The organism is Thioalkalivibrio sp. ALE14, assembly GCF_000376845.1.
Taxonomy (GTDB): Bacteria; Pseudomonadota; Gammaproteobacteria; order Ectothiorhodospirales; family Ectothiorhodospiraceae; genus Thioalkalivibrio.
Window position 1 is genome coordinate 87,862 of sequence record NZ_AQXY01000026.1, and the last position, 23,294, is coordinate 111,155.

General features: G+C 67.6%; 18 protein-coding genes and 1 pseudogene. 2 read left to right on the forward strand and 17 right to left on the reverse strand.

Annotated elements, in window-relative coordinates:
* Positions 1 to 10: 10 nt before the first annotated feature.
* The 9 genes from purU to F572_RS0106340 all read right to left on the reverse strand — a co-directional run bounded on the left by purU (position 11) and on the right by F572_RS0106340 (position 10,149).
* Positions 11 to 865, reverse strand: coding sequence for a formyltetrahydrofolate deformylase (purU, locus tag F572_RS0106300; protein WP_017941990.1), 855 nt, complete (start codon positions 863 to 865; stop codon positions 11 to 13).
* 177 nt (positions 866 to 1,042) lie between these two features.
* The gene (gene ispH / locus F572_RS0106305; RefSeq protein ID WP_017941991.1) at positions 1,043 to 1,993 is read right to left on the reverse strand and encodes a 4-hydroxy-3-methylbut-2-enyl diphosphate reductase; all 951 of its coding nucleotides are present in this window, start codon (positions 1,991 to 1,993) and stop codon (positions 1,043 to 1,045) included.
* A 26-nt stretch (positions 1,994 to 2,019) separates the two neighbouring features.
* A complete protein-coding gene (locus F572_RS0106310; RefSeq protein WP_017941992.1) occupies positions 2,020 to 2,454 on the reverse strand; it encodes a peptidylprolyl isomerase in 435 nt (144 codons plus the stop codon).
* 14 nt (positions 2,455 to 2,468) lie between these two features.
* Positions 2,469 to 2,972, reverse strand: coding sequence for a signal peptidase II (lspA, locus tag F572_RS0106315; RefSeq protein WP_017941993.1), 504 nt, complete (start codon positions 2,970 to 2,972; stop codon positions 2,469 to 2,471).
* Positions 2,972 to 5,818 (reverse strand): isoleucine--tRNA ligase, encoded by a 2,847-nt coding sequence (ileS, locus tag F572_RS0106320; protein WP_017941994.1) that lies wholly within the window; start codon positions 5,816 to 5,818, stop codon positions 2,972 to 2,974. Before ileS ends, lspA begins: the two co-directional genes overlap by 1 nt.
* Positions 5,819 to 5,851: 33 nt before the next feature.
* On the reverse strand, positions 5,852 to 6,814 hold the full coding sequence (locus F572_RS0106325) for a bifunctional riboflavin kinase/FAD synthetase (protein ID WP_017941995.1): 963 nt from the start codon (positions 6,812 to 6,814) through the stop codon (positions 5,852 to 5,854).
* Positions 6,815 to 6,868: 54 nt separating this feature from the next.
* Entirely contained in the window at positions 6,869 to 8,449 is a 1,581-nt protein-coding gene (murJ, locus tag F572_RS0106330; protein ID WP_017941996.1) for a murein biosynthesis integral membrane protein MurJ, read from the reverse strand.
* A gap of 344 nt (positions 8,450 to 8,793) precedes the next feature.
* On the reverse strand, positions 8,794 to 8,997 hold the full coding sequence (locus tag F572_RS0106335; protein WP_018873518.1) for a cold-shock protein: 204 nt from the start codon (positions 8,995 to 8,997) through the stop codon (positions 8,794 to 8,796).
* A gap of 432 nt (positions 8,998 to 9,429) precedes the next feature.
* Positions 9,430 to 10,149 (reverse strand): SDR family NAD(P)-dependent oxidoreductase, encoded by a 720-nt coding sequence (locus F572_RS0106340; protein WP_017941998.1) that lies wholly within the window; start codon positions 10,147 to 10,149, stop codon positions 9,430 to 9,432.
* A 437-nt stretch (positions 10,150 to 10,586) separates the two neighbouring features.
* Here F572_RS0106340 and F572_RS0106345 point away from each other — a divergent pair, with 437 nt between their 5' ends.
* Positions 10,587 to 12,527 (forward strand): GNAT family N-acetyltransferase, encoded by a 1,941-nt coding sequence (locus F572_RS0106345; RefSeq protein ID WP_017941999.1) that lies wholly within the window; start codon positions 10,587 to 10,589, stop codon positions 12,525 to 12,527.
* A gap of 6 nt (positions 12,528 to 12,533) precedes the next feature.
* Here F572_RS0106345 and F572_RS0106350 read toward each other — a convergent pair whose 3' ends face one another.
* Together F572_RS0106350 and F572_RS0106355 are read right to left on the reverse strand one after the other, a co-directional pair.
* Positions 12,534 to 14,549: a methyl-accepting chemotaxis protein gene (locus F572_RS0106350; RefSeq protein ID WP_017942000.1), complete on the reverse strand. Its 2,016-nt coding sequence runs from the start codon at positions 14,547 to 14,549 to the stop codon at positions 12,534 to 12,536.
* 359 nt (positions 14,550 to 14,908) lie between these two features.
* Positions 14,909 to 16,813, reverse strand: coding sequence for an ATP-binding cassette domain-containing protein (locus tag F572_RS0106355; protein ID WP_017942001.1), 1,905 nt, complete (start codon positions 16,811 to 16,813; stop codon positions 14,909 to 14,911).
* Between the two features lie 430 nt (positions 16,814 to 17,243).
* Between F572_RS0106355 and F572_RS16070 the strand changes: the two are divergent.
* A pseudogene (locus tag F572_RS16070) lies at positions 17,244 to 17,449 on the forward strand (hypothetical protein).
* 287 nt (positions 17,450 to 17,736) lie between these two features.
* Here F572_RS16070 and F572_RS0106360 read toward each other — a convergent pair.
* From F572_RS0106360 to F572_RS0106385, 6 genes are all read right to left on the reverse strand, one after another.
* Complete coding sequence (locus F572_RS0106360) at positions 17,737 to 19,077, reverse strand: MFS transporter (protein WP_017940898.1); 1,341 nt, start codon at positions 19,075 to 19,077, stop codon at positions 17,737 to 17,739.
* Between the two features lie 158 nt (positions 19,078 to 19,235).
* Positions 19,236 to 20,306 carry a homoserine O-succinyltransferase gene (locus F572_RS0106365; RefSeq protein WP_017940899.1) on the reverse strand — a complete coding sequence of 357 codons (1,071 nt, stop codon included), beginning with the start codon at positions 20,304 to 20,306 and terminating at the stop codon, positions 19,236 to 19,238.
* Positions 20,306 to 21,157 carry a hypothetical protein gene (locus F572_RS0106370; protein ID WP_017940900.1) on the reverse strand — a complete coding sequence of 284 codons (852 nt, stop codon included), beginning with the start codon at positions 21,155 to 21,157 and terminating at the stop codon, positions 20,306 to 20,308. The genes F572_RS0106365 and F572_RS0106370 overlap by 1 nt, the downstream gene beginning before the upstream one ends.
* A 9-nt stretch (positions 21,158 to 21,166) precedes the next feature.
* Positions 21,167 to 21,307, reverse strand: a complete 141-nt coding sequence (locus F572_RS15780) for a hypothetical protein (RefSeq protein ID WP_019625837.1) — start codon at positions 21,305 to 21,307, stop codon at positions 21,167 to 21,169.
* A gap of 30 nt (positions 21,308 to 21,337) precedes the next feature.
* The gene (locus F572_RS0106380) at positions 21,338 to 21,913 is read right to left on the reverse strand and encodes an isochorismatase family protein (protein WP_017940902.1); all 576 of its coding nucleotides are present in this window, start codon (positions 21,911 to 21,913) and stop codon (positions 21,338 to 21,340) included.
* Positions 21,913 to 23,241, reverse strand: a complete 1,329-nt coding sequence (locus tag F572_RS0106385; protein ID WP_017940903.1) for a TolC family outer membrane protein — start codon at positions 23,239 to 23,241, stop codon at positions 21,913 to 21,915. Before F572_RS0106385 ends, F572_RS0106380 begins: the two co-directional genes overlap by 1 nt.
* Positions 23,242 to 23,294: the final 53 nt, after the last annotated feature.

A 23,294-nucleotide genomic window follows, 5' to 3' on the forward strand; every position in this document is an offset into this window, starting at 1 on the left:
CGGTGCCGCCTCAGTTGAAGACGATGGTCTTGTTGCCGTGAGTGAGGACGCGGCCCTCGAGGTGGTAGCGCAGGCCGCGGGCGAGGACCCAGCGTTCGACGTCGCGGCCCTTGCGGATCAGGTCCTGCACGCCGTCGTCATGGCGGATGCGGGTCACGTCCTGCTCGATGATCGGGCCGGCGTCGAGGTCTTCGGTGACGTAGTGACATGTGGCACCGATCAGCTTCACGCCGCGGGCGAAGGCCTGGTGGTAGGGCCGGGCGCCGACGAACGATGGCAGGAAGCTGTGGTGGATGTTCAGGATGCGCTCGGGGTATTCGTCGCAGAGCGTGGGCGGCAGGATCTGCATGTAGCGCGCCAGCACGATGGCATCGGGTGCGAGTTCGGCCAGGCGATCCTGCAGGGTGGCGAACGCCGCCTCGCGTTCCTCGCGCGGCACCGGGATGTGCTCGAATGGGATGCCGTAGCACTTGGCCAGCGGTTCCAGATCGTGGTGGTTGGAGAGGATCGCCGGGATTTCCATCGGCAGTTCACCGTTGCTCCAGCGCGCCAGCAGGTCGCTGAGGCAGTGCGGCTCGCGCGAGACCATCAGCACGACCCGGGGCCGGGTTTCGGCCGCGGCCAGCCACCAGTCCATGCCGAGATCGAGGGCCAGTTCGTCCAGGCGTTCGCGCAGGGCGGGCTCGGCATCGACGGGCAGCGAGAACACCCAGCGCATGAAGAACCAGCCGGCCTCGGCATCCGTGTGCTGTGCCGCCTCGGTGATCCAGCCGTCGGTGTTGGCGATCGCGTTCGCAATGCGCGCCACGATCCCGTGCTGATCAGGGCAGCGAATGCTCAGCCGAAAACGCGGTCGATCATCCATGTCGTTTCATAATCCCGAGCAAGGTCAAGGGCGGTTAACAGGAAGTTGGGAAGACAGGAAGGGTTTTTGGGTGTGGAATCCCTGACATTCGGGGATATGCCAGCAACGGCGGGTGTGTGCGGTGCGCCCCAATCCAGTTTTTCTTCAAATCTTCTGGCCTTCCTGTAAGCAGCCCTTTCAGGCGGATTCGCGGCGCAGGCCGGAGGGGATGGAGAAGGTGATGGTCTCTTCGCGGCCGGCGAGTTCGGAGATGGTGTCGACGCCGTGCCCGCGGAGGTAGTCGAGGACCTCGTTGACCAGGACCTCCGGGGCCGAGGCGCCGGCGGTGACGCCGATGCGGTTCTTGCCTTCCAGCCAGGCCGGGTCGATGTCGGCGGCGCCGTCCACCAGGTAGGAAGCCACGCCCATGCGGGCACCGATCTCGCTCAAGCGGTTGGAGTTCGAGCTGTTTTTCGAGCCGACCACCAGCAGCAGGTCACACTGCTTCGCCAGGTCCTTCACCGCGTCCTGGCGGTTCTGGGTGGCGTAGCAGATGTCCATCTTGCGCGGGCCTTCGATCTTCGGGAAGCGCCCGGTGAGGGCATCGATGATCCCGGCGGTGTCGTCCATCGACAGCGTGGTCTGGGAGACGAAGGCCAGGCGGTCGGGGTTTGCCACTTCCAGGCTTTCAACGTCCGCGATGGTCTCCACGAGCATCATGCAGCCGCCCTGCGAATCGTCGAACTGACCCATGGTGCCCTCGACCTCGGGGTGTCCGGCGTGGCCGATCAGTACCACCTCGCGGCCCTCGCGGGCGTAGCGAGCCACCTCCAGGTGCACCTTGGTGACCAGCGGGCAGGTCGCGTCGAATACCGTCAGGCCGCGTTCCTCGGCCTCCTGCTGCACGCGTTTCGGCACGCCGTGGGCGGAGAAGATCACCACCTGGCCATCGGGCACTTCGTCGAGCTCTTCGACAAACTTCACGCCGGCATCGGTCAGGCGCCCGACCACGTGGCGGTTGTGCACGACCTCGTGGCGCACATACAGCGGCGCGCCGTAGATCTCCAGGGCGCGTTCCACGATCTCGATGGCGCGTTCGACACCGGCGCAGAAACCGCGCGGATTGGCGAGCTGGGCCTGCATGCTCATGGTGTTCTCCTGCGGTCGGTCGCGACCTACTGGGGTTCCCGTACGGATATCACATCCACCTCGAAGGTGAAGTGCTGCCCCGCCAGCGGGTGATTGAAATCCACTGTCACGGTGTCGTCCTCCACCGCCTCGATGCGCCCGGGCACGGCGTCGCCGGACGGGCTGTTGAACTCGTAGATGTAGTCCACTTCCAGCGGCAGGTCATCCGGGAACTGCGAGCGCGGCATCTGCTGCACCGCCGCCTGATCCCGAAACGGGAACATGACGCCGGCCTCGATCGCAAATTCCCGGTGGTCGCCGGCCTCCAGTCCGACCAGCAGGTCTTCCAGTCCCGGCAGGATCTCGCCGGAGCCGATCTCCAGGGTGATGGGTTCGTCGCCGGTCCCGTCCACGACATAGCCGTTTTCGAGGATCAGGCGATAGTGCATCTCGATGTGCGCGCCCTTGGTGGCCGTGGTCATGCGTGCTCCCGTATTCAGTGCTTGTCTTCGGGGTGGCGGTGGTCACCCTCGATGAAGGTCGCCACGATCAGCGTGACCGCCCCCACCACGATGGCCATGTCCGCCACGTTGAAGGCCGGCCAGTGGTAGCCCGCCCAGTGAAAGTCGAGAAAATCCACCACCGCGCCGTAGCGCACGCGGTCGATCAGGTTGCCGATGGCGCCGCCCAGCACCAGGCCCAGAGCTGTGACCGACCACCACGCGCCGCGCGGCAGGCGGGCCAGCCAGAAGGCGATCAGCAGCCCGATCACCACGGCGATGCCGGTCAGCAGCCAGCGGCCCCAGTCCCCGGCGCCGGCCAGGAAGCTGAAGGCCGCGCCGGGGTTGTATACCAGCGACAGGTTGAAAAAGCTGGTCACCTCGACCGGCGCGAACAGCGTCAGGGCATGCTCCGCCCAGACCTTGGTGACCTGGTCCGCGACCACGATGATCGCGGCAATCAGCAGCCCGGGGCCGAGGCCGGAACCGCGAAGTCGCATCAGGCGAAACGCCGGGTCTCGCCCGGACCTTCCACGTTGCTGACGCAGCGCCCGCACAGTTCCGGATGCTGCGCGTGTTCGCCGACATCCGTGCGGCGGTGCCAGCAGCGTACGCACTTGGGCTGTTCGCTCTTGTGCACCACGATGCCCAGCGCCGTGCCGTCGTTCAGCTCGGCGGCATGCGCGCCTTCCGGTGCGGCGCCGTCGGCCAGGCGGGCCTCCGAGGTGATCAGCACGAAGCGCAGTTCATTGCCCAGGCGCTCGAGCAGGGACCGGATGGTCGAGCCGGCCGGCAGGTGCAGGTCGATCTCGGCGTTCAGCGAGGCGCCAATCCCCTGTTCGTTGCGTGCCAGTTCCAGCGCGCGGGCGACATGGGTCCGCACCTCCAGGATGCGGTCCCAGTCTCCATCGGAGAAGGTCGCGTCCTCCGGCAACGGGGCCAGCCCCTCGTACCAGGTCGCGAACAGCACGCTGTCCGGGCGCTCGCCCGGCAGCAGTTCCCAGATCTCCTCGGCGGTGAAGGTCAGGATCGGGGCGACCCAGCGCGTCAGGGCCTCCGCCACGTGGTACAGCGCGGTCTGTGCCGAGCGACGGGCGTGCGAGTCGGCCTGCGTGGTGTACTGGCGATCCTTGATCACGTCCAGGTAGAAGCTGCCCAGCTCCACCGAGCAGAAGTTGTGCACGCGCTGGTAGATCTGGTGGAACAGGTAGTCGTCGTAGGCCTTCGTCACCTGGCCCTGCACCTGCAGCGCGCGGGCGACGATCCAGCGATCCAGCGGCAGCAGCTCGTCCAGCGGCAGGGCGTGCTCGGCCGGCTCGAAGCCGTTCAGGTTGCCCAGCAGGAAGCGCGTGGTGTTGCGGATGCGGCGGTAGGCATCGGCGGTGCGGTCGAGGATGTCCTTGGAGATCGCCATCTCGCCGGAGAAGTCGGTGGCCGCGACCCACAGGCGCAGGATATCCGCGCCCAGGGTGGAGACGACCTCCTGCGGCGCGACCACGTTGCCGCGCGACTTGGACATCTTCTCGCCCTTCTCGTCCACGGTGAAGCCGTGGGTCAGCACCGCCTTGTAGGGCGCCTCGCCGCGCATGGCCACGCTGGTCAGCAGGCTGGACTGGAACCAGCCGCGGTGCTGGTCGGAGCCCTCCAGGAACAGGTCCACCGGAAGCTCGCCCAGCTCCGGGCGCTTCTCCACGACCGTGGAGTGGAGCACGCCGGAGTCGAACCAGACGTCGAGGGTGTCGTTCAGCTTCACGTAGTCATCGGCCTTGTCGCCCAGCAACTCCTTCGGGTCCAGCTGGAACCAGGCCTCGATACCGTCACGCTCGATGCGCTGCGCGACCTTCTCGACCAGCTCCGGGGTATGGGGATGGAGGCGGTTGGTCTCCTTGTGCACGAAGAACGGGATCGGCACGCCCCAGTTGCGTTGGCGCGAGATGCACCAGTCCGGGCGGTTCACCACCATGCCGTGGATACGCGCCTGGCCCCAACTCGGCATCCATTGGGTGTCGGCGATCGCCTTCAGCGCGTCGGCGCGCAGCTCCGCGCGATCCATGCTGATGAACCACTGTGGGGTCGCGCGGAAGATGATCGGCGTCTTGTGGCGCCAGCAGTGCGGGTAGCTGTGCTCGAACTTCACCGCCACGATCAGCGCGCCGTGTTCCTTCAGCACGTCGATCACGTGGCCGTTGGCCTGATGCACGTTCTCGCCGGCGAAATGCGGGGTGTCCGGGAGGAAGCGGCCGTCCGGGCCCACCGGATTTTCTACTGGCAGGCTGTACTGCAGCCCGACCGCGTAGTCCTCCTGGCCGTGGCCGGGGGCGGTGTGCACCGCCCCGGTACCGGTCTCGGTGGTCACGTGATCGCCCAGGATCAGGGGAACGTCGCGCTCCAGGAACGGGTGGCGCAGCATCAGGCCTTCCAGCGCCTGGCCCTTGGCCCGGGCGACGATCTTGCCTTCGCCCAGGGAGTAGCGTGCGAGGCAGTCCTCGACCAGGTCCTCCGCCAGCAGGATGCGCTCGTGCTCCAGCTCCACCAGCGCGTAGTCCAGTTCCGGGTGCAGGGCCACCGCCTGGTTGGCCGGCAGGGTCCACGGCGTGGTGGTCCAGATCACCACGCTGATCGGGCCGCGCGAGCCGTCGATGCCGTCGAAGCGGCGCAGGAAGTCGATGTCGTCGACCACTCGGAAGCGCACGTCGATCGCCTGCGAGATCTTGTCCTCGTACTCGACCTCGGCCTCGGCCAGGGCCGAGCCGCAGTCCACGCACCAGTGCACCGGCTTCTCGCCCATCTGCACGTGGCCGCGCTTGAAGATGGTGCCCAGCGCGCGGACGGTGTCCGCCTCCACCTGATAGTTCATGGTCAGGTAGGGATTGTCCCAGTCGCCCAGCACGCCCAGGCGCTGGAAGTCCGCACTCTGGCCGTCCACCTGTTCCTGGGCGTATTCCCGGCAGGCCTTGCGGAAGGTCGCGGCATCCACGTCGCGCCCGGCCTTGCCCAGGTTCTGTTCCACCTTCAGCTCGATCGGCAGGCCGTGGCAGTCCCAGCCGGGCACGTAGGGCGCATCAAAGCCGGCCAGGGTGCGGCTCTTCACGATCACGTCCTTGAGGATCTTGTTGACCGCGTGGCCGACATGGATCGAGCCGTTGGCGTAGGGCGGGCCGTCCGCCAGCACGAAGCGCGGCCGCCCGGCACAGTGCTCGCGCAGGCGCTGGTAGCGGTCCTCGGCCTTCCAGGCCTCCAGCCATTCGGGCTCCCGCGTCGCCAGGCCGGCGCGCATGGGGAAGGCCGTCTCGGGCAGGTTGAGGGTGTCCTTGTAGGGATTCGGCGGTGCCGGTTTGCGTGCCATGAGCGAGTTCCGGATCGGCCCTGCGGGCCGGTTTCAGTCGAGTTCGGAGAGTTGCATGCGGGCCGCGTCGACGTCGCGCGCGATCTGTGCGCGCAGCGCCTCCAGGCCCTCGAAGCGTTGTTCGCCGCGCACCTGCGCGACCGGCTCGAAGCACACGGCCTCGCCGTACAGGTCGGGCTGGCCCTCGAGCACGTGGGCCTCCAGGCGCTGTTCGGTGCCGTCCACGGTTGGGCGCCAGCCGATATTGGCGACCGCCGGCAGGGACTCGCCGGAGGCGCGTCGCAGCCAGCCGGAGTACACCCCGCGCAGCGCCAGCGGCCAGGGCCCCAGGCGCAGGTTCGCGGTGGGGAAGCCGATGGTGCGCCCGCGTTTGTCGCCATGCGCGACCCGGCCGTGCAGGCGGTAGGGCCGGCCGAGCAGCTCGGTCACCCGGGCGAAGTCCCCGGCGACGGCGGCGGAGCGCACCCGCGTGCTGCTGATGCGGCCTTCGGCATCGCGCACCGTCGGGGTGGATTCCACGGTAAAGCCCAGGCGTCGGCCAGCGGTCTGCAGGGCGGCCTGGTCCCCCTCGCGCCCGCGGCCGAAGCGGAAGTCGTCGCCGACCAGCACATGCCGGGCACCCAGCCGCCGGTAGAGGACCTCCTCCATGAAGGCATCGGCCGAAAGCCCGGCCAGGTGTGCGTCGAAGCGCAGGATCCAGGCAGCGTCCAGGGCGCTGTCGCTCAGGGTCACCAGACGGTCGCGCAGACGCTGGAGGCGCCCGGGGGCCGCCGGGGCCTGCGTGTGCGCGCCGAAGTACTCGCGCGGCAGCGGTTCGAAGGTCATCAGGAGCGCCGGCGCCTGGTGATCCTGCGCCGCCTCGAGCAGGCGCCCCAGAACAGCCTGATGGCCACGATGCAGACCATCAAAGTTGCCAATGGTCACCACCGCGCCGTGCAGGCCGGCCGCCTCGAACGCCTTGCTGTCGGCCGGCCCCAGGCCGCGTATCAGCCGCATTGCCCCGATCCCGCGCAAAACCGCGAGTATAACCCGCCGTGGCCATCCCGGACATCATTGATCCGCGTGATCCGCGGACTCGCGCAGCAGCAGGTGGTGCGGCCGCAGCCCGGCCAGCCAAAGCGTGGCGGCCAGCGTCGCGGTTCCGGCGAGGATCAACCCCGCGAGCGCCTGCAGGCGCGTATCGATGGACCACTCGGTCCACTGCCCGAACTCCGGCGAGAGCCAGACCAGCACGCCGATCATCGCGGCAAGCCCCAGCGGCAGCCCCAGGCGCAGCCGGCGCAGGCCGGGTCCCGGCTGGTAGATGCCCTCGCGGATCAGCCCGCGGTAGAGCAGCCCGGCGTTGATGTAGGCCGAGGCCGCGGTGGCCAGCGCGAGCCCGGCGTGCGCCCCCGGGGTGCCGGAGAGATACCACGGCAGCACGAAGGCGCCGTTCAGCACCATGTTCCAGAGCATGGCGATGATCGCGATCTTCACCGGGGTCTTCGTATCCTGGCGGGCGAAAAAGCCGGGCGCCAGGACCTTGATCAGGATGAACCCGGGCAGGCCCAGGGCGTAGGCGGCCAGCGCCATCGCGGTCATGTAGGTATCGAACTGGGTGAAGGCCTGATACTGGATCAGCGTGGCGAGGATCGGCACGGCGAGCACGACCAGCCCGACCATGGAGGGCAGTGCCACCAGCATCGCCAGGCGCAGGGCCCAGTCCAGGGTGCGGTTGAAGGCCGCCGGGTCCGCCAGGTTGTACTGCCGCGCCAGGCGCGGAAGGATCACTGTGCCGATGGCGATACCGAACAGGGCCAGTGGGAGCTCCACGAAGCGGTCACCGAAGTACAGCCAGGAGATCGAACCGGCGACCAGGAACGACGCGATCAGGGTGTCCACCAGCAGGTTGATCTGGACCACCGAGGTCCCGAGGATTGCTGGCAGCATCAGCTTGACGATGCGGCGCACGCCCTCGTGGGCGCGCCGGAAGCGCGGCCGCGGCAGCAGGCCGGCACGCAACAGGAACGGGATCTGGAAGGCGAGCTGCAACGCCCCGGCGATGAATACGCCCCAGGCCAGGGCCATGATCGGTTCCTCGAACATCGGAGCCAGCCACAGCGCGGCCCCGATCAGGGCCAGGTTCAGGAACACCGGGGTAAACGCCGGCACCGCGAAGCGCCCGATGCTGTTGAGGATGCCGGCCGCCATTGCGGTCAGCGAGATGAACAGCAGGTAGGGGAAGGTGATCCGCAGCATGGTGGCGGCCAGGTCCTCGCGCCCGGCCTCCTGGGTGCCCAGGCCCGGGGCGAATACCCAGATCAGCGCCGGCGCGGCCAGGACCCCGATCAGGGTCACCACGGTGACGACGGTCATCAGGGTGCCGGCGGTGTGGTCCAGCAGATCCCGCAGGGCCTCGCGCCCGCGCTTCTCGCGAAACTCCGCGAACACCGGCACGAAGGCCTGGTTGAAGGCCCCCTCGGCGAACAGCCGGCGCAGGAAATTGGGGATGCGAAAGGCGACGAAGAAGGCGTCGGTCGCCGGCCCGGCGCCGAAGGTGACCGCCAGCACCATGTCGCGCAGATAGCCCATGATCCGGGAGATCATGGTCATGCCACTGACGACGGCGGTGGAGCGAAACAGGCGGTTCATCGCGTGCGGGAGCAGCCAAAGCCCCGCAGTGTACTTGAATCACCCGCGCCGGACTGCAGCCTCCACCACGAGCACGGGCTAGATCAAAAGCGTTTCACAGGAAGACGCGAAGATTGGAAGAGGGATTGGGGTGGGGCGTACAGGGTAGGGCTGACGGTCCGGGCATGCCGCGGGCCCTCAGCCAGTACCCGAACCCAATAACCCTTCCTGTCTTCGCGTCTTCCTGTAAATGGCTTTCGATCTGCTTCGTGGTGAATCCAGGACGCCGGGCACGAAAAAGGCCGCCCGGAGGCGGCCTTTTCGGACGGTCCAACGAAGGAGCCGTCAGCCTGGAGAGTGGCGCCTTAGATGGCGGTCACTTCCCCGGCGGCCAGGCCCTTGGCGGTTTCCTGGATTTCAAAGGAGACCTTCTGACCTTCGGCCAGGGTCTTGAAACCCGAACCGTTGATCGCGGAGAAATGGACGAACACGTCCTTGCCGCCATCATCGGGGGTGATGAAACCGAAACCCTTGCTCTCGTTGAACCACTTCACAACACCAGTATTCACAACTTGTAACCTCTTCATGTAACTAACAAATGTGTTCGTGGCATGCTGCCAACAGATCAACGGGAGCACTGGTTCAGAAACTAGAAACTTCCTAGTGTTGTCGCTCAACCACGAATCACGACTTCGACTATACGCCCCATCCCGGGCAAAATCCAACGCCCCTCCATGAAGTTTTTTTGGCGCTGCGACGCGGATTTTCCGCATGCCGGGAGATTCACCACGAAGCGCACGAAGACACGAAGAAGGGCAAGGGCCTGTGACAGGAAGACGCGAAGATTCGAAGCGGGATCGGGTCGGAGCGTACAGGGCGGGGCTGACGGTCCGGGCATGCCCCGATTCCATGCCAGTACCCACACCCAAGGACCCTTCCTGCCTTCGCGTCTTCCTGTGAATCGCCCTTGACCGGCTTCGTGGTGCAACCGGAAGGGGGGGTCAGAGCTGGCGGATGTCGACGAAGCTGCCGCGGGTGGTCTGGTGCAGGCGCGGCAGGACGTCGAGGATCGCGCGTGCGGCGTCCTCGGGGCCGGGCATGTCCTGCGTGCCGCGAGCGGCCTTCAGGCGCTGGAGGACCGGGAAGCTCTCGCGGTCGGCTTCCTCGCACAGGTAGTCCTGCATCGCGGTGTCGACCAGGCCCGGGGCGAAGGCGTTGATCGCCGTCTCCTCGGGGAATTCGTGGGCGTAGAGCTGCATCATCATGTTCAGCGCCGCCTTGGACAGCGAATAGCCGCTCCAGCCCGCGTGCCCCGATACCGAGGCGCCGGAGGAGATGGCGATGATCTGGCCGACGCGTACGCGGTGCTTCAGCAGCGCGTCGAGGATCACCTTGTTGGCAAAGGTGTTCACGTCCATCAGCAGGCGCAGCTCGTCCATCGGCGCGTCCTGCATGCGCTGCATGTGGCCCAGGAGTCCCGCGTTGAGCACTACCAGGTCCAGCGACTCGACACCCTCGAGCAGGCGTTCCATCGCGGTCTGCGTGGCGGTGAAGTCGCTCAGGTCCACCTGTTCGTCACCACTGACCCCGGCCTCGGGGCAGCCGCGCCGGCTCATGCCATAGACATTGGCGCCGCGTTCCAGCAGCACCCGGGTCACCCCCAGGCCCAGCCCGCTGGAGTTCCCGGTCACGAGTGCCGAACCAAAATGGCCGTTCTGCATATCGCTCTCCCTTGAGATTCTGAATGTCTGGATTGTCTACCACGAAGCGTACGAAGGCACGAAGAAGGGCCAGGTCAAAAGCATTACTGATTAGCAACGAGGTTCAGCCAGTTGCCTGATCGTAGGGTGCCGTTGAGCGCAGCGAAACGCATCAGGGGTTCACAATGGGCGCGGGCCTGGTGCGTTTCGCTGCGCTCGATCGCACCCTGCCGCGGCTGGTTGCGGCCGACCCGGGCGCGAACAGGCCCTGCGATTGGCTGAACGTCGTTGCTAGTCAGGAAAGCAATTGCACAGGAAGATACGAAGATTGAATCAGGGGGCAATGATGACGGGTACCCCGGTCAAGCCCACTATGGGTACTTGGAGGAGATTGTGAATAAATCGTCCCCACAAGCCCGCTTTCCCCATGCGTAGTTCGACCTCGGTGAGGGGCTGAGATGGAGGCGCGTTCGCTCTACCGCCTGCCGGCCGATCCGGGGGCTCGCCATGCCGCGGAGACCTGGCTCCGGGCCGCCGCGGTCCGGGGCCCGGTACTATGGGTGGGGCGCCATGCCCCCGAGGGGCTACCACACGTAGCGCCGGCACAGGCCGGGCACTGGCTGGGTCACGAAGTGCAGGCCCTGGTGTTCGAGGCCGGGGACCCGCTCCACGTGGACGCGCTGGTCACGGCGGCCGGGTTGCTCCGCGGCGGTGGCGCCCTGGTCCTCCTCGACGGGGTCACCGGTGCTGGCGCGTTCGCCCGGCGCTGGCGGACGGCGCTGGCCGAGGCGTGGGTGCAGGCGCCCGCATTGACGGAGCGATTGCCCGAGGTGCCGGCCCGTCCGGCGCCCGCCTTTGCGTGGACGCCGGATCAGGCTGCGGCGCTGGATCGTCTCGCGCATCTTGGTGCCGACGAATGCCTGGCGCTGATCGCCCCGCGCGGTCGCGGCAAGTCGACCCTCCTGGGCGAGTTCCTCGGCGGGACACTCCGACATGGGGGGCCCGCGATCACGCTGACGGCACCGAGTCCACGGGCCGTGGACGCCCTGCTAGCGCGCGCCCGCCACTGCATCGACACGCCGGAACACCTCTACCGGGCACCCGATGTGCTGCTGGCAGCGCCCGAGCCCGTGGATACCCTGATCATCGACGAGGCGGCGAATCTGCCGGTGGAGCGCCTGCTGCGTCTGGCTCGGCGCGCGCGCCGCCTGGTGTTGTCGACTACGACGGGTGGGTTCGAGGGCAGCGGGCAGGGCTTCCGTCTGCGCGCCCTGCCGACCCTGGAGGCGGCCGGTTTCCAGGTGCGGGTGCAGGCCATGGCGACCCCGGTGCGCTGGGCGCCGGGAGATCCACTGGAGGACTGGCTCAATCGGCTGTTCCTGCTGGAGGCGGAAAGCACGACCCCGGCCGCCCAGGCTGTCCGCCTGCGCTGGACGACTGGGGCGGCCCTGGCGGATTTGCCGCAGGCCCTGGAGGCTGTGATGGGCCTGCTGGCGGATGCGCACTATCGCACCCGGCCCTCGGATCTTGCGCGCTGGCTGGACGACCCGGGTGTGCGGGTGTTGTGCATGGAGGGGGCGGTCGACGGGGCGCTGTTCGGCGTGGCCCTGATCCAGGAGGAGGCCGGTCTGGAACCGGCCGTGGCCGAGGGGGTATGGGCCGGCGAACGTCGGCCGCAGGGGCACTTCCTGCCCTGCACCCTGGCGGCCCGGGGTGACTTTGACCTGGCGGCGGAACGGGCCTGGCGCATCCAGCGCATTGCGGTGCACCCCCAGTGGCAGGCCCTGGGCCTGGGGCGCCGTCTGTTGCGCGCGGTGGCGGACCGGGCGCAGACCGAAGGCATCGGATTGCTAGGTGCCAGCTTCGGTCTGCAGCCGGCGTTGCTGCGCCTCTGGCAGCGTGCCGGCTATGGTCTTGTGCGCGTCGGTATCCAGCCGGATGCGGCCAGTGGCCAGGTCAGCGGGGTGGTGCTGCGTGCGATCGCGCCCCGATTGCAGCGCCGACTGGAACCGATACTGGAGGCCTTCCGGAACGACTGGCCGGTCTGGCATCCGCGCTTTCTTCCGCACCTCACTGCGGCCATGGTGAACGATTGGCTCGGCCATCAAGAGGGGGGCGCGGACGGTCCTTTATCGCCGGTCGATCGGGTGGCGGATCGAGAGGAGGTCCGCGCCTTTGCCCGCCGTACACGGCCCCTGGAATGGGCACTTCCGGTCCTCCTTCGGCAATTGGCGGCGGCACCGCCGGAGGATCCGGAGGGCCGGTTGCTTGCGAGCTGCTTGGCCGCGCCGATCGACTGGCACCGGCTGGCGCGCGAGCTGGGGGTGTCCGGGCGGCGCGGCGTCACCCGCAGGCTGCGCCGCGCCGCCCGGGCCTGGCTGGAGGTCCGTGGGTTGTAGCCCGGATCAGAGCCGGAACTGGGCCAGCGCCTGCTGGATCTCCTTCTCCACCTGCTTGAGTTCGTCGGAGGCGGCGCTGACGCGGTCGGCGGTGTTCGCCGACTGATCCGCCTCGTCGGAGATCTGCACGATGTTGCGGTTGATGTCCTCGACCACGGTGCTCTGCTGGCGTGACGCCACGGCGATTTGCTCGGTCATCTCCACGATGGTGGTGACGGACTGACGGATCTGCTGCAGGGCGCCATTCACCTCGGCGGTGTGTTCCATCGTGGTCTCGGCCTCGTCCTGGCCGTGCTGCATGGCCTTGACCGCACTGTCGGTGGCGGACTGCAGGCGCGAGATCATGGTCTCGATCTCGTCGGTGGACTCCTGGGTGCGGGTCGCGAGCTTGCGCACCTCGTCGGCGACCACCGCGAAGCCGCGGCCGTGTTCGCCGGCGCGGGCGGCCTCGATGGCGGCGTTCAGGGCGAGCAGATTGGTCTGCTCGGCCACGCCGCGGATCACCTCGAGGATGGTCCCGATCTGCTTGGAGTCCTCGCCCAGCTTGGCCACGGTGCCGGCAGCCTGTTCGACTGTGCCGAGCAGGGACGACATCGAGGTGATGTTCTTCTCCATGACTTCGGAGCCATTGTTCACTGCATCCCCGGCCTCCTGGCCGGCCTGGGAGGTTGCATCGGTGTTACGTGCGATCTCCTCGGCACTGCTTTGCAGCTCGTTGATCGCAGTGGCGACGCGCTCGGTCTCGTCACGTTGGCGCGACACCGCCTCGCGGGCCTCGTAGGCCTCCTGGTTCAGGTTCTCGGTGGCCCGGTTCAGCGTCTCGGTGCTGCCTCGGGCATTGCCGATGGCCTGGGCGATCTTGTCGGTGAAGCGGTTGAAGGCGCGGCCGAGCTGCGCGGTCTCGATCAGGCCGTTCTCGTCCAGGCGGCGGCTCAGATCCCCATCGCCGTCGGCGATCTCCTCAAGGGCCGCGGTGGAGTGGGCCAGGGCGCGGCGCACGACCAGGATGATGAACACCGCACCGGCCAGGCCCAGGATCACCCCGATCAGGGCCAGTACGCCCTGGGTGGTCTGGGTGGTGCGCATGTCGGCGGTCAGCGCGGCGGCGCTGCGTTCGGCACGGGCAGTGATGCGCTCGCTGAGCCCCTGCAGGTGGTCACGGGCCTCGACCAGCAGCGGGCCGATCTCGGTACGGATCAGGTAGGCGTCCTGCAGGGCCTGTTCGCTGCCGTGGATCTCGATCAGGTCATCCAGGGCGGAATTCTGGGTGTCGAGTGCGCCCTGGAAGTCCTCGAGCGCGATCTGCTGCTCGAAGTCCAGGTCGTCGAACTGGTCCATCAATTGTGCGGTGATGTCGTTGGTCCGGGTCGAGAACAGGCGGACGTTCTCGCGGAAGGCGGCGTCACGGAAGGCGATGAAGCCACGCAGGTTGGAGGTGACCTGGATCACCGACATGCGCAGCTCGTGCAGCGTATCGATGCGGTCCCATGAGCGCTGAAACCGCGGCAGGCCCATCTCGGCACTGATCATCATGTTGGTCTGCTGGGTCATCTCGCGGCTGGCGGGGTTGGCCCGGGCATTGGCGATCGCGAGGGCCGGCATGTTCGCGGCCGCGTCCTCGGCCACCTCGATCAGGCGCTCCTCGAAGCTGGCGAACTGGTCCACCAGGCGGCGTACCTCGGTGGCGCTGGCGGCGAGCTCCTCGTCGGCCGCGATCACCGCGTCTTCGTTCAGCGCCCGCGTGGCGGCATCGAGGTCGCGCATCGCGTTCTGCCAGGCGTCACGATGCGACTGCTCCTCGCTCATCAGATAGAAGCCGAGAAAAGCTGCACTCTCCTGCAGCAGTTGCTCGACATCATTGACGCGGGCGACCGCCGGGTAATCCGCCTGGGTCAGTTGTTCGACGCCCTGGCTGCCCGTGCTCATCGCGCGCAGCGCCAGCAGGGAGTTGATGATCAGGATCGCGACGACCAGCCCGAAGCCGGCGATCAACAGTCCCCGGATGGAGAGTTTGTCCAGCATGCGATGACTCCTTCTGCGCGCCTTGTGACGGGCGCTTCTGGAACCGGCCGCAGTCACAAGTGCTGCTGGCCCGAAAGGTGGCTATTCAACCCCTGTTACGGCAAGCCTCGGGCAGAGTTGAGCGCAAATGGAACACGGATCCATTTGCGCGCGTACGCCCGCCCCGTGCGTTTCATCATTTTGGGAGTGGGTATGCCGGGTTCCCCGGTTCCACGTTGCGTCCCGGCAATCCAGCAGGGGCGGGCGGAAGTACCGCTGCCCACTGCCCGAGGTCCAGGAAAACGCAGGGTCCCAGCGTGAATCCGTACATTGTCTCCCTGATCCCCGGAAACCCGATTGGATTGTAGACGTGACGGGGCTCAGTCAGATTCCAGCTGCTCCCAGCGTTGGTAGCACCGAGCCAGTTCCGACTCGACCGTCTCGAGGCGAGCCTGCAGCTCGCGCATGCGTTCACCGTCGCGCAGGGCCTCCGGCTCGGTCATCGACGTGGTCAGGGCCTGTTGTTCCTGTTCCAGGGATTCGATTTGTGCCGGCAGGGCCTCCAGCTCGCGGGCGTCCTTGTAGGAGAGCTTGCGCGGGGCGGCTGATGCAGCCTCGGGTTCGGCGGCGGGCGCGGCAGGCTTTGCTGCGGGCGCGCGTTCCGCAGGTGCGGAGGATTCGCCCTCCAGCAGCCGGCGGGTCACGCGCTCGGGCAGATCCGACCAGCCGCCCACGAACTCCTCCACCGACCCGTCGCCCGGCAGGACCAGGGTGGAGGTCGCGACGTTGTCCAGAAACGACCGGTCGTGGCTGACCACGATGACCGTCCCGGTGTACTCGATCAGGAGCTGCTCCAGCAGCTCCAGGGTCTCGACGTCGAGGTCATTGGTGGGCTCGTCGAGCACCAGCAGGTTGGCCGGGCGCAGGAACAGCTTCGCCAGCAGCAACCGGTTGCGCTCGCCTCCGGACAGCGCCGATACGGGCTGGCGGGAACGCGACGGCGGGAACAGGAAGTCTTCCAGGTAGGACAGGATATGGCGGCTCTCGCCGTTGACCATGACCCGGTCGCGGCCCTCGCCGACCGCGTCCTGCACCGTGGTGTCCTCGTCGAGGCGCGCACGGGCCTGGTCGAAATAGGCGATCTCCAGCTGGGTGCCCAGCTTCACGCTGCCGGCCAGTGGTTCCAGCTGCCCGAGCAGGCCTCGCAGCAGGGTCGTTTTGCCGGCCCCGTTGGGACCGACGATGCCCAGGGCGTCGCCCCGCTGCAGCAGCAGGTTCACGTCGCGCACGATCGGCTGGTCGTAGCCGAAATCGGCGTGTTCCGCCTCGATCACCAGTCGCCCGGACCGCTGTTCCGGACTCAGCTTCATCTTGACCTGGCCGCTGCGCTCGCGCCGCTCCGCGCGCTTCTTGCGCAAGGCCTGCAAGGCCCGTACACGCCCTTCGTTGCGGGTGCGCCGGGCCTTGATGCCCTGGCGAACCCAGGCCTCTTCCTGCGCCAGCTTGCGGTCGAATTCCGCACGCTGGGTCGCCTCGGTCTCCAGGCGTTCAGCCTGGCGCTCGCGGAAGGCCTCGATCGACGGCGGGTGTTCGTACAGCTTGCCGCGATCCAGCTCCAGGATGCGCGTGGCCACACTCTCCATGAACTGGCGATCATGGCTGATGAAGACCACGGTCAGGCCGCTCTCGATCAGGAATTCCTCGAGCCAGCGGATCGCGGCGACGTCCAGGTGGTTGGTCGGCTCGTCGAGCAGCAGCAGTTGCGGACGCTGCACCAGCTCGCGTGCCAGCCAGACCCGGCGTTTGAGCCCGCCCGACAACGCCGCGAACTCCGCCTCGGGGTCCAGGCTCAGGCGCGAGATGGTGGTTTCCACCCGGTTCTGCAGGCTCCAGCCATCGATCGCGTCCAGTTGCGACTGCACGGGCCCCATCTTGTCCAGTGCCTCCATGTCACCACTGGCCGCGGCCTGGCTCAGGTGGTGGAAGCGTTCCAGCAGGCGCCCGGCCTCGCCCAGGCCTTCGGCGACGACGTCGAACACGGTGCCCTCGATCCCGGGGGGAAGCTCCTGGGTCAGGTAGGCGGTGGTCAGGCCGTCCTGGCGGGTGATCTCGCCCGAATCGGCCTGGGCGTCGCTGTTGATGACCTTGAGCAGCGTGGATTTGCCTTCGCCGTTGCGCCCGGCAATGGCGACGCGTTCGCCGGGCTCCAGGCTCATTTCGACGCCGTCGAGGAGGGCGGCCATGCCGTAGGCCAGGTGGATGTTGCGCAGGGTGAGGAGTGCCATTCGAGTTCCGGTCGCGAGCGAGTGTTGTAGCGGGCGCCAAGACTATCACCTTGGCGCGTTGCGGCGTGCTGGTGCCTTCGTCCGGCCGCCTGCCTTGTGGTGGCTGGTCCTGGTTCACCGTTCGGTGTTTGCGGTGGCTTCGGTCCGCCGCCTGCCACGCGCTCACTCGCGAGCGCACCGCGAGGTACTTCTTTGCTCGTGCAAAGAAGTACCCAAGAAACACGCCCGACTGCCGCGACCCCGGCCCGCTGCGCGGGCCGGGGTTTCCCTCGCTCCGAGGGTTTTCGCGGGCGGCGCTGAACTCGCTGCGCCTTCGGCTCCGCTCAGACATCCAGCGCCTCTGATCCCGCGAAAACCCTCTCCACTCGGCGCGACGACAACGGGGGGATCAAGGTCAAGACAACGGCCGTCCCGATGGTCTTGCCAGTGGATGAAGGCTAGGTCTTCGAGCATCTTGGGCACGCTCGGCCTTCGGCCGTTGCGTGCCGCGCCCGCGGTGCGGGCGCCGGGGGCTTTCAGGCGGCAGGGCCGTTGTGGTGTCGCGGGGTCGGAATACCTTCTGTCTTGAACTTCGCCTCCCGTATGGAGCCCCTTGCGGAAGGGCTCTCGGGCCGGGAGAAGGCGCTGGATGTCTGAGCGAAGCGCAGCGTAGCGAGTTCAGCGCCGCCGGCCCGAGGGCCCTGGAGCAAGGTTCCCGGGCGAAATCCGGGTGCCCTTCTTTGGGTCCTTTCTTGGGCAAGCAAGAAAGGACCTCGCGGCGCGCTGGCGAGTCAGCGCTCGGCAGTATGTGGACCGAAGCCACCGTAAACACCATATGACGAACCGGGACCAGCCACCACGAGGCAGGCGACGGGCCGGAGTCACGCAAAAACGGAATCGCAAAGCATGCCTCGCTGGGGGCGAGGGCGAGAGAGGGACGGGCGTCAGGCCTCGCCCATGAACCAGGCGCTCAGAGCGCCGGCCAGGCTCATCAGCGCGAGCACGAAGATCGCGACTTCGGTGCCCGCCAGCTGCGCCAGCAGCCCGAACAGCCCCCCGATCAGCAGCAAGCCACCAATCACCGTGTTGCTGACCGCAGTGAACGCCGCCCGGGTTTCCTGGGTCGCCATGTCGACCAGGTACGTCTTGCGCCCCAGGCGCACGCCGGCATGGCTGACCCCGAGCAGGAAGAACAGCGCCGCATAGACCCAGCCGCCGGGAACCAGCGCATGGTCCGTATCGACCGGTGCGAACCAGACGCTCAGCGCGACCGCAATGCCGAGCCCGGCGGCGAGCAGCCCGGACAGGATCAGCACCCAGCGCGCGGAGCGGTCGGACAGGCGTCCCCAGACCGGGGCGCTGACCGCGGAGGCCAGGCCACTGGCCAGGATCAGCAGCCCGAGGGTGCCGAGATCGCCGGCGGTGGCGTCCTCCGCGAGCAGGACGTAGAACGGCAGTGCCAGTGCGGTGCTCATCAGCAGGGCGCGGGTCAGTACGAAGTGACCGAAGGCCCGGTCGGTCCACAGCAGGCGCATCGACCGGATCGCTTCGGTAACCGCGTTGCCCCCGCCCTCGGTGGAGCCCGGGTCCTCGCGCAGCCGCGTGAAGGTCGCGGCGGCCACCCACCAGGCCCCGGCCGAGGCGGCCAGCAGGGCGACGAAGACGCCGATGCCGACTTCTTCCAGGTTCGCCAGCGTGAGGTAGATGCCCAGGCCCAGGGTGAAGAAGCCGGCCAGTGATGCGGCGTAGCCCATCACGGTCCCGCGCTGGTGCTTGGCGATGGTCTTGCCCAGTACGTCCTTGGAGGCGACCGAATTGATCCCGCGCGACAGGGCGAAGACCACCAGCAGCCCGAGGATCGCCCAGCCAGCTGCGACGCCCTCCAGGGTCAGCGCGACGATGGCCATGCCGGCCACCGCCAGCCCCGAGAGCACGCTGCCGAGGACCCAGAAGCCCTTGCGGATGGCCCGGCGGCGGATGGACGCGGCCACGAATAGTTGTGGCAGAAGGGAGCCGGATTCGCGGATCGGCACCAGGAAGCCCGCGAAGGCGGCCGGGGCCCCCAGGGCGCCCAGCAGCCAGGCCAGGACCAGCCGGGCCGAGGCGAGCTCGTCGCCAATCTTGCTTAGGGTGTTCGAGATCAGGTGGACAAGGAAATTGACCGGCTGGGCGCGACAGGCGTTCTCCGGGATGTCCTTGCAGACGCGGGCGTCCTCGTCGCCGGCAATGGTTTCGTACAGTCCGATAATCGGGCGCGGCAGCTTGTCCGGATCACTCTCGGTCATGGCGTTCTTCCGTTGCGTTGCCCCCGTCATTGCGAGGAGCCGAAGGCGACGTGGCAACCTCCAGATGCTGGCAGTGCGGCGGGATCCGGTGGTTCTGGAAGGCGATTGCCACGGCGCCTCCGGCCCCGCAATGACGGGGGCGGGCCCGGTGTGACGTTCTACCGGCGTCCGGCCAGCGGGTCGCTCGGGTCCACGCTGTCGCGGAACTGCTTTCGGCGGTCGAGGTTAGTGAGCTGGTAGACCGCGCCCAGCCAGTTGTTCATCACCGCCAGTGCCGTGTCGTGCCAGGTGTTGTCCAGGCGATCCAGCAGCAGTGCTTCGGGCAGGGCCGGGATCTCGGTGCAGTGTTCCACTGCGGTTTCCACATGTTCGCGGTGCTCGTCGAGGATCGCGGCGGCCTGGGGCAGCAGGTAGTTTTCCGGCAGCGGCGGGTAGGTCTCGCGTTCGCCCTGGATGTAGCGCACGACCTCGCGCTTGTACTCCTTGAGCAGGCTGATCGAGTCGTACTCCGGATGGCCCTGGAAGAAGACCATGCGAAAGCCGTCCGGCGAGGCCCCCAGATGGATGCCGGACTGCTCGCTTTCCACCAGGACGCGCAGGCCGTGGCGTTCGAACTGTTCACGCGAGACATCGTTGTAGCGCGAGTGCGGCACATCGAAGCGGGTGTTCACGCCAGTGACCAGCGGATGGCCGCGGTCCACCACCCGGTGGGGGAATACGCCCCACAGCTTCTCGCCCATGTGCACGCGGTGCTCGCCGTAGCGCGCCTGCAGCACGGCGTGGGTCGCCAGGCAGGAGCACAGCGTGGAGGTCACGTTCTCCCAGGCCCAGTCGACCACCTCGGCCAGCGGCTCCCAGAAGGGCTCGAGTGCCAGGTCCGGTTGGGTCACGTTGGCGCCGGTGATGATCAGCGCGTCGAGGCCCTCCTGCTTCAGGTCCTCGAAGTCCTCGTAGTACTGCTTGACGTGATCGCGCCCCTTCGGCCCGCGCTTGAGCTGCGGCAGGGTGAACGGGTGGATGTAGAACTGTGCGATCTGGTTGCTCTCGCCGATCAGGCGGAAGAACTGGCGCTCGGTGGCCGCCAGGGCCGCGTCCGGCATCATGTTCAGCAGCCCGATGTGCAGGGCGCGGATCTCCTGCTGCTGCGCGAAGTCGCTGGGCAGTACGGTCTCGCCCTCGCTTTTCAGGCGGGCAAAGGTGGGCAGGTCTGAGTAGGCGACAAGTGGCATTACAGACGCGCCTCCCGCTCCAGGGCCATGCAGACCAGGTCGTCGAAGTCGGCCGCGTTGCGCACCCGCGCCAGTTCCGTGGTGCTGATGGTGTAGCCGTGACTCTCGGCGATCGCCTCGTAACGTGGCAGGCGGGCACGGAACAGCCGCGAGAAGACCCAGCGCACAAACGCGTCGGGGTCGATCTGGGCGACGTAGTCCAGCCCCTCGTCGCGCATGTATTCGGCCAGCTGCTGGTCGAGGAAGGCCTCGCGGTAGTACAGCGGCTTGGGGTCTTGTTCGGCGCGCTCGATCAGCTGGCGCTCGTCCTCGTCGGTCGCCTTGATGTACAGGATCAGGGTGTGCTCGGCGAGCGTCTCCAGCACGCCGGGGCTGTCCAGTTCGCAGACCGAGCCGCCGGCGTCGTTGACGAAGTGCGGATAGCCGAACAGCGTCTGCGCCTTGTGGATGAAGTCCGGCACGTCGAGCATCGCCTGCACCTCGGCCTCGTGGTGCAGGGTCTGGCGGCGCTTGAATTCGGTCAGCGGCAGGCCGCCCTGCTCCGGGTTGCCAAGCTTGCCGAGGAAGCTTGCCACCGGATGGAGGTTGTCCACCGTGATGTTGTTGATGATCTGGATCGAGTCCGAGCGCAGCAGGTCGCGCAGGAACGGCACCGCCATTGCCTGAGCCTTGATGTTGTCCAGGATCGGCTCGCTCAGATAGCGCGTTCCGATGCGGTAATCGCCCGAATAATGGAACCAGTCCTCGCGCCGAAGCATGTTGGACAGGCGCGTCTTGCCGACACCGGACATCCCCAGCAGGGTGATGCGGCGGTGCTCCTGGTTGCGGTATTCGTCGGGGCTTAGGCGCATGGCATTTCCCTAGCGACGCAGGATGAACAGGATACCGGCGATCACCGCCAGGCCACTGATGACGTAGTGGTCGTACTGGAACTGCAGCCCCAGCAGACCGCGCAGGCCGAACAGGATCAACCACAAGCCCAGCAAAATGTTTCCAAGCATGCGCATCCCTGCGTGTCTCCCGGTTCGTGATTAGCGGATCAACTGGCTCAGTTCGCGGAACTGCGGATCGGCCGCGTCGCGCAGCCATTCGAACAGCACCGATTCGTGGTTGGTGATGATGGCGCCGGCGGCGCGCAGGCGCTCCAGCCCGTTGTGCTTGCGCCCGGTGTCGCGCGAGCAGACTCCGTCCTCGACCACGAACACGGTCACGCCCACCTCCAGCAGTTCCAGTGCCGTCTGGGTCACGCAGATGTGGGTCTCCGCGCCGGTCAGGATGATCTGGTCGCCGCGGGTCAGGCGGGTGTGCAGGTCGGGTTCGGCGCAGCAGGAGAAAGCCGTCTTGTCGGTGACCGCGCCCTTGCCGTCCAGCGCCTGCTGCAGGGGGGCGGTGACCTCGCCGAGGCCTTTGGGATACTGGCGCGATACCTCGATCGGGATGCCGAGCTTGCGCGCCGCCTCGATCAGGCGCGCGGCATTGCGCTCGACCTCGGCACGGGCCGCCTCGGGCATCGCGGCCAGCAGGCGTTCCTGCAGGTCGATCAGGACCAGGCGCGAGCGCGCCCGCTCGCAGCGGGCCCGTGGGTTATGCGTGGCGGAGGCGGACATTACTCCAGCAGGTCGTCGATGGCCTCGAGGTCGGCTACGCTCAGGCGACCGGCCGCGCGCTGCAGGCGCAGCGACTCGCCGAGGAAGCCGTAGCGGGCCTCGGCGTAGTCGCGTTCGGCGCGGAAGACCTCGCGCAGGGCGAGCAGGACGTCCACCTGGGTGCGGGTACCGACCTCGAAGCCGGCCTCGGCCGCCTCGAACGCGGACTGGGTCGAAACCAGTGCCTGCTCCAGCGCGCGCACCCGCGAGTTGTTGGAGATCACCGACAGGTAGGCGCTGCGGGTGTCCTGAGTGGTGCGGCGCTCCACCAGCGACTGGCCTTCCTGCGCGGCCTGGAAGTCCTCGCGGGCCTGGCGGGTCAGGGCGCTGACGCGCCCGCCGGTGTAGAGCGGGATCTCCAGTTGCACGCCGACCTGGGCGTCGGTGCCCTCGAAGAAGGCGCCTCTGGCATCAGCTGGTACATCCAGGCCGTGGTAGCGGTTCTCGCGCACCGAGGCGTTCAGGTTGAGCCGCGGCAGGCCCTCGGCGCGCTGGCGCTGGATCTGTTCGCGGGCGGTTTCCGTGCTCAGGCGCTGGGCGGCCAGTTCCAGGTTGTTGGCGAGCGCGATATCGACCCAGGCCTGCGGATCGGCCGGGTCCGGCGGGGTCAGCTCGGCCTCGTCGCGCAGCATGTCCAGCTCGTCCCAGTAGGTGTTGGTGATCACCGCGAGCTGCTCGCGGGTCAGGTCCAGCTGGTTCGCGGCGGCGATGCGCTCGGCCTCGGCGATGTCGCGCTGGGCCTGGGCTTCGGTGACGTCGGTACGGGCGACCAGGCCGACATCGAAGCGGCGCTGGGTCTGTTCCAGCTGGCGCTCGATCGCCTCGACTTCGGCTTCACGGAAGGCGACGGTCTCCTGTGCGATCAGTACGTCGAAATAGGCCTGGGCGACACGCAGGATCAGGTCCTGGCGAGCGGCATCCAGCTCGGCCTCGGCACGCGCGATCTCGAGATCCACCTGCGCCAGCTCGATGTAGTTGCGACGGTCGTAGAGGCTCTGGGAGAGGTTGACGCCGAAGCTGGTCTGGCGCCCATCGAGGCTGCCCGGCTGGTTGCGGTCGTCACGGTAGAACGCGCCCGCCTCGGCCTGGCCGGAGATCTGCGGCAGCAGGGCGGAGCGCGCGATCGGGCGATTCTCCAGCACGCTGCGGTACTCCGCCTCGGCGGTGCGCAGTTCGGCGTCTTCCGCGGCCGCCCGCTCGTAGACCTCCATCAGGCTGGAGGCAGCGGCGGGCGCCGAGATCGAAAGGGCCAGCCCGGCGGCGGCGAGAAGCGACGGCAGACGGTTCATGGACGCGGCTCCGGAGGATATTAGGAAAAGCCTATCCTATCAGAGCCGGTTTG